The organism is Mesorhizobium sp. M0633 (assembly GCF_040320645.1).
In the GTDB taxonomy this organism is placed as follows: domain Bacteria; phylum Pseudomonadota; class Alphaproteobacteria; order Rhizobiales; family Rhizobiaceae; genus Mesorhizobium.
In genome coordinates, this window is sequence record NZ_JAMYQC010000006.1 from 264,068 (window position 1) to 270,585 (window position 6,518).

Annotated in this window: 7 protein-coding genes; 4 read left to right on the forward strand and 3 right to left on the reverse strand. The window is 65.1% G+C overall.

All coding sequences use genetic code 11. The features are described from left to right. Positions 1-73: 73 nt before the first annotated feature. The 3 genes from NKI47_RS09050 to glcF all read left to right on the forward strand — a co-directional run bounded on the left by NKI47_RS09050 (position 74) and on the right by glcF (position 3,107). Positions 74-1,330 (forward strand): FAD-binding protein, encoded by a 1,257-nt coding sequence (locus tag NKI47_RS09050; protein ID WP_352589310.1) that lies wholly within the window; start codon positions 74-76, stop codon positions 1,328-1,330. Beyond that, entirely contained in the window at positions 1,327-1,710 is a 384-nt protein-coding gene (locus NKI47_RS09055) for a DUF4870 family protein (RefSeq protein WP_352577553.1), read from the forward strand. Before NKI47_RS09050 ends, NKI47_RS09055 begins: the two co-directional genes overlap by 4 nt. A 68-nt stretch (positions 1,711-1,778) precedes the next feature. Next, positions 1,779-3,107, forward strand: coding sequence for a glycolate oxidase subunit GlcF (glcF, locus tag NKI47_RS09060; RefSeq protein WP_352577554.1), 1,329 nt, complete (start codon positions 1,779-1,781; stop codon positions 3,105-3,107). Between the two features lie 166 nt (positions 3,108-3,273). Here glcF and NKI47_RS09065 read toward each other — a convergent pair whose 3' ends face one another. Together NKI47_RS09065 and NKI47_RS09070 are read right to left on the reverse strand one after the other, a co-directional pair. Beyond that, a complete protein-coding gene (locus NKI47_RS09065; RefSeq protein WP_352577555.1) occupies positions 3,274-4,194 on the reverse strand; it encodes a bifunctional 5,10-methylenetetrahydrofolate dehydrogenase/5,10-methenyltetrahydrofolate cyclohydrolase in 921 nt (306 codons plus the stop codon). Between the two features lie 261 nt (positions 4,195-4,455). Then, on the reverse strand, positions 4,456-5,190 hold the full coding sequence (locus NKI47_RS09070; protein ID WP_023680452.1) for a L,D-transpeptidase: 735 nt from the start codon (positions 5,188-5,190) through the stop codon (positions 4,456-4,458). Positions 5,191-5,412: 222 nt separating this feature from the next. Between NKI47_RS09070 and NKI47_RS09075 the strand changes: the two genes are divergently transcribed. Next, entirely contained in the window at positions 5,413-6,048 is a 636-nt protein-coding gene (locus NKI47_RS09075; RefSeq protein ID WP_352589314.1) for a DNA-3-methyladenine glycosylase I, read from the forward strand. Positions 6,049-6,052: 4 nt separating this feature from the next. Here NKI47_RS09075 and NKI47_RS09080 read toward each other — a convergent pair whose 3' ends face one another. Next, positions 6,053-6,304 (reverse strand): hypothetical protein, encoded by a 252-nt coding sequence (locus tag NKI47_RS09080; RefSeq protein WP_031213141.1) that lies wholly within the window; start codon positions 6,302-6,304, stop codon positions 6,053-6,055. Positions 6,305-6,518 lie beyond the last annotated feature (214 nt).

Consider the following 6,518-nt stretch of genomic DNA (forward strand, 5'->3'; position numbering starts at 1 on the left):
AGATGTCCGGCAGGACAGAGGGGGGCGCGAAGGAACGCGACGTCTTTGCATTTGCCATTGGCGCATCCGCCTCATGACCACCTTCGTCCCCACCACCGCAGCCGAAGTCCTCTCCACCGTCGCCTGGGCCGCGGCGGAAGACGCACCGCTGGAAATCCTCGGCCACGGCTCCAAGCGCGGTATCGGCCGGCCGCAGCAGGGCGAGCATACGTTCGACCTTTCCAAACTCTCCGGCGTCATGCTTTACGAGCCGGCCGAACTGGTGCTGTCGGCAAAAGCCGGCACGCCGCTGGCCGAAATCGAAAGCCTGCTTGCCGAAAACGGCCAGCAACTTGCCTTCGAACCGATGGATTACGGCCCGCTGCTCGGCGGTGAGCCAGCGCGAGGCACGATCGGCGGCGCACTCGCCGCGAACCTTTCCGGCCCGCGCCGGCTGAAGGTGGGTGCTGCGCGCGACCATATCCTCGGCATAGCGGCCGTTTCCGGGCGCGGCGAGGCCTTCAAGTCCGGCGGCCGCGTCGTCAAGAACGTCACCGGCTACGATCTGTCCAAGCTGATGGCCAACAGCTGGGGCACGCTGGCGGTGCTCACCGACGTCACCTTCAAGGTGCTGCCTGCTGCCGAGACCGAAGTCACGCTTGCCATCCGCGGCCTGCTCGACGATCACGCCGCCGCCGCCATGGCGCTGGCGCTGGGTTCCAGCGCCGAAGTGTCGAGTGCTGCCCATCTTCCCGAACGGGTCGCAGCTAGGGTCGCTGGCGGCAGTCTCGGCAGCGATGCCGCGACGCTGCTGCGCATCGAGGGCTTCGGCCCGTCGGTCGCTTACCGCATTGCCGCGCTGAAAGACCTGCTGAAAAACGCTGGGCCGCTGCAGGAGATTTCCGGTTCGGTCTCGTACTCGGTCTGGCGCGATGTCCGCGACTGCGCGCCGTTCGCCGATGGCAGCGAAAGGCCGGTGTGGCGCGTCTCGATGGCGCCGTCGCGGGGCCACCAGATGGTGCTGGCGCTGCGCATGCAGGCCCCGGTCGATGCCTTCTACGATTGGCAGGGCGGGCTGATCTGGCTGCGCATGCAGCAGGACGATCCCGAGGCTGGCCTGTTGCGCGGCCTGATCAGAAGACATGGCGGCGGCCATGCGACGCTGGTGCGCGCAATCCCTGCACATCGCGCCGCCGTGCCGGTGTTCGAGCCGCAGGCGCCACCGCTGGCAGCACTGTCGGCGCGGCTGAAGGCCGAATTCGACCCGAAGAATATCCTCAATCCCGGCCGTATGGCGCCGGGCGCAAGCTCTGCTACTCTCGCGCCGGCAACCGAGGGAGGAGCACAATGAGCGATCCAGGCCAAAACGGTACGTCACGCCAGACCGACCGCTGGCTGGAGCCCGGCCCGACCAACGCGCTGGTCATCTACATCCTCTATCTCGCCGGCCTGGCCATCGGCGTCAGCGGTATTGTCGGCGTCGTCCTGGCCTATATCAATCGCGGCAAGGCCGGCGGCTTCGTCGAGAGCCATTACACATTCCTGATCCGCACCTTCTGGATCGGCCTGCTCTATGCACTGATCTCGGCGCTGCTGATGATCGTGGTCATCGGTGTCGTGCTGATGGTTGCCGTCGCGGTCTGGTTCATCGCCCGCTGCATTCTCGGCCTGCAGGCGCTGCAGCGCGGCGAGCCGGTCAAGAACCCGGAAAGCTGGTTTCTGGGATTATGAGCATGATCCCCAAAAGTGGGTACCGGTTTTGGGAAAAGATCATGCTCAAACGGTAGGGATTCGTTTACGTGCAGACCAATTTCTCAGCTGCCCAGCTCGCCGATCCGCATGTCGCGGAATCGGAGAAGATCCTGCGCAAATGTGTGCATTGCGGCTTCTGCACCGCCACCTGCCCGACCTATGTGACGCTCGGCAACGAACTGGATTCGCCGCGCGGCCGGATTTATCTGATCAAGGACATGCTGGAAAACGGCCGGCCGGCCGACAAGCAGATCGTCACCCATATCGACCGCTGCCTGTCCTGCCTCGCCTGCATGACCACCTGCCCGTCGGGCGTCAACTACATGCATCTGGTCGACCACGCCCGCGTCCATATCGAGGAGACCTACAAGCGTCCGCTGGCCGATCGCCTGACACGCGCCATGCTGGCCTTCGTGCTGCCCTATCCCTCGCGTTTCCGCGCGGCGCTCAAGCTGGCGAAGCTCGGCCAGCCATTCGCCGGCCTGTTTGAGAAAATCCAGGCATTGAAGCCTTTGGGCGCGATGTTGAAGCTGGCCCCGGCGTCGGTCCCGGCAGTCTCGCCGATGGCCTCGCCGGGCGTCCATGCCGGGCAGGGCGCGAAGAAAAATGGCCGCGTCGCCATCCTCACCGGCTGCGCGCAATCCGTGCTCGATCCCGGCATCAACGACACGACGATTTCGCTGCTGACCCGGCTTGGCGTTGAGGTCGTGGTGCCCGAGGGCGAGGGCTGCTGCGGCGCGCTGGTGCATCATATGGGGCGCGAGGACGCTGCCTTGGCGTCGGCCCGACGGAACGTCGACGCCTGGACGCGCGCCGTCGAGCAGGGCGGACTCGACGCCATCGTCATCACCGCATCCGGGTGCGGCACCACCATCAAGGATTACGGCTTCATGCTGCGCCTCGATCCGGCCTATGCCGACAAGGCCGCGCGCGTCTCGGCGCTGGCCAGGGACATCACCGAATATCTGGCAAGCCTCGACCTGCCCGAGCCGGTCCGCAAGCCGGGCACCATCGTCGCCTATCACTCAGCCTGCTCGATGCAGCACGGCCAGAAGATCACCCGCCAGCCGAAGGAGCTTCTGGTCCGTGCCGGCTTCGTCGTGCGCGAGCCGCGCGAAGGGCATCTGTGCTGCGGTTCGGCCGGCACCTACAACATCCTGCAGCCCGGGATTTCGGCAACGCTGCGCGACCGCAAGGTCAGGAATATCGAGGCGACCGGTGCCGAAATCGTCGCCACCGGCAATATCGGCTGCATCACCCAGATCGCTTCTGCCGCCAAGCTGCCGGTGGTGCATACGATAAAGCTGCTCGCCTGGGCCTATGGCGGGCCGAAGCCGGAAGGCGTTCCGGAAGAAAAGCTGGTTGCGGCTGAGTAACAGGATGGTCGTGGGCGTCAGGCCCCTCATCCGGCCGCTTCGCGTCCACCTTCTCCCCGCTGGGGAGAAGAGGGTGGCACCAACGCTGGCGATCTCCTCTCCCCTCGGGGAGAGGTCAGCCGAGCGAAGCGGAGGCTGGGTGAGGGGGCTTGGCGCCTGCGGGTCTTTATTCCGCCGCGAGCCTGTCAACTACGCCATAAGTCGCCTGATAGCGGGCACGCTGCCGGCTGAGGGCCACCATCGTGTTGCGCAGCAGGATCGCCACAGTGATCGGGCCGACGCCGCCCGGCACCGGCGTGATCCAGGACGCGACATGCTTGACGCTCTCGGCATCGACGTCGCCGACGATGCGGCTCTCGCCGTCCGGCCCGATTTCCGAATTGATGCCGATATCGATGACCGCCGCACCAGGCTTGACCATGTCGGCCTTGATCAGCCGCGGCTTGCCGACGGCGACGAACAGGGCGTCGGCGCGGCGTGCGTGTGCCGCCACCGAACGCGTCATGTGGTGACAGACGGTCACCGTCGCGCCTTCGCTCATCAAAAGGAACGCGATCGGCTTGCCGACGATCTCGGAATGGCCGACGACCACCACCTCGAGCCCCTTGAGGTCGAGGCCGGTTTCCCTGAGCAGTTCGACCGAAGCGGCGGCGGTGCAGGGCGCCAGGTCGAGCTGGTTGTAGACGATGTTGCCGATCGAGGCCGGATGCATGCCCTCGACATCCTTGAGCGGATGCACCGCCGCCTGCAGCGTCTTGATCGGAATGTGCACCGGCACCGGCCGCTGGATGATGATGCCGGTGACGCGCGGGTCGGCGTTAAGCCCGTGGATTGCCGCTTCCAGTTCGCCGGCGGTGATGTCGGCGCGAAAGCGCCTTTCCTCGAAGCCGATGCCGGCCAACCCGGCCTTGGCGCGCTGGTTGCGGACATAGACGTCGACCGCGGCGGTATCGCCGACGGTGACCGACACCAGCTTGGGCGGAAAGCCTTCGGCGGTGGCGATCGCCGCGTCCTCGCGCACGCCGGCGATGATGCGTTGGGCAACCGGGCCGCCTCTGAGATAGCGGCTGTCATCGGAAAGGGACATTGGGATGGGGCCTTTATCTGGATTTTAGCCGCCACATAGCAAAGCAACCGCGAAAAGGCAGCGCGAAAAGCGAACCGCCATGCCGGTCGCGCGACGTGCCGGCAAAATCTTCCCGTCAATTCCTGCTGGCGGAAACAAAAAGGGCAGCACGGCTTGCCGCGCTGCCCTTTCGTGACTGGCCGCATCCCCACACGGCCCGTCCCCCGTTATTCAATGCTCCCGAGGCTTCTGAGCAGAATCATCGGTGAGGTCAACCGCAGATTACATCACTACAACCGTCGTGCCAACATTGACCCGCTCGTAAAGGTCGACCACGTCCTCGTTGCGCATGCGGATGCAGCCCGACGACACCGCGCCGCCGATCGTCCAGGGCTGATTGGTGCCGTGGATACGGTACTCGGTCGAGCCGAGATAGAGCGCGCGTGCGCCGAGCGGGTTTTCCATGCCGCCGGCGAGATAGGTCGGCAGATAGCGGCCCTTGGCGGCTTCGCGGGCGATCATCACCGCCGGCGGCCGCCAATCCGGCCAGACGCGCTTGTTGGTGACCTTGTGGGTGCCGGACCATTCGAAGCCCGGCTTGCCGGTGCCGACGCCATAACGCCGCGCCTTACCGTTTTTCCCGACCAGATAGAGGAAATTCTCTCGCGTATCGATGACGATCGTGCCCGGCTTCTGCGGGCCGTCATAGGCGACTTCCTGCGGCAGATAGATCGGGTCGATCTGCGGCCGCATCACCATGCGCTTGGCCGGCGCCTGCACCGCTGCGGTGCGCAGCTGATCGGGTTCGGCCAGCCGCCGGTAGCGCCGTTGCGGCTGCGCCTCTTGCCGGCTCTGCCGCACGATGCCCGGCGCATGGCCGAGCTGCAGCACCCAGGGCGCCGAAAGATCTGGGCTGACCACCACCGGCGGCCTCTCGGCATAGCGGTCGTTGGCATTGGCGGCGCCGGCCGCAAGCACGGCCGCGGCGCCGAACAGGGGGAACAAGAATGTCTTCATCGCAACGCACCTTGATCGTCGAACATGCCGGGGTGCAAAGCCTCCCCGATTTCGCCGACATTGGGCGCGAAGCGGCAACCGAAACATGAATCGGAATGCGTAAAATGCCGATCTGTCAGTAAAGCTTTTGGTGTGGTTACCGCCCGGTTCAGGAATCTGGTAAAGCCGCGGTAAAGGCCGCGTCAAAACGCGTTAACGCCAAGACACGAACGGAATTCCGCCATGGATGAAAAGACAGGTCTGCTTGCTGGTCCCGACGGCATCGCCCGCTGCTTCTGGCACGGCAACCTGCCGGATTATCTGCACTACCACGACCACGAATGGGGCCGGCCGGTCGCCGACGACCGCCGCCTGTTCGAGAAGATCTGCCTCGAAGGTTTTCAGTCGGGCCTGTCCTGGCTGACCATATTGCGCAAGCGCGACAATTTCCGCGAGGCGTTTGCCGGCTTCGATGTCGGCAAGATCGCCGCCTTCACCGACGCCGATGTCGAGCGCCTGCTCGGCAATGCCGGCATCATCCGCCATCGCGGCAAGATCGTTTCGACCATCAACAACGCCAAGCGCGCCCGCGAACTCATCGACGAGGCTGGCTCGCTGGCCGCCTGGTTCTGGAAGTTCGAACCCGGCCCGCACGAGCGGCCCGAGATCGTCGACCTCGCGCATTTGCGCGCCAATCCGACGACGGCCGTCTCGGTCCGCATTTCGAAAGAGCTGAAGAAGCGCGGCTGGAGCTTTGTCGGCCCGACCACCGTCTACGCCTTCATGCAGGCGATGGGGCTGGTCAACGACCATCTCGAGGGCTGCGTCTGCCGCGAGCCGGTCGAGGCGGAACGGAAAGCGTTCAAGCGGCCGAAATAGCGGCTCAGGCGCCGCCGGCGCCGGCGAGGAAAAACCCGGCAAGGATGGCCGCCAGCGCGGCGAACACCGGATAGATCACCAGCAGTCCGGTCATCAGCACGTCGCGCATCGTCGGTCCGCTGCGCTGTTGCGCCGCGATCTCGAACGGTCCGGCGATTTGCTTCGTCTTCGGCGCATAACCATCGGCCGGCCGCAGCCGGACCGAGGCGTCGCGTGCGCCGCTATCGATGATGTCGAACTTCTGAAGCGTGGCCATGGCCCCGACCCCTTGTTTCGGCGCGCTTATCGGCCCGGATTGTGTCGGCACGATGCCGCGCGCATGGCGCAATTGTTTCAGCTTCTTTTTCGCCTTTCCTTCTCCCCTTGTGAGACCTTTGCACAGAAGCCGATTGGTGATTCTGTGATGATGGTCGAAGCAGGGAGATTCGGGATGGCGGATCGTGTTCTGGGTCAGTTGAGTCTGGCGGACG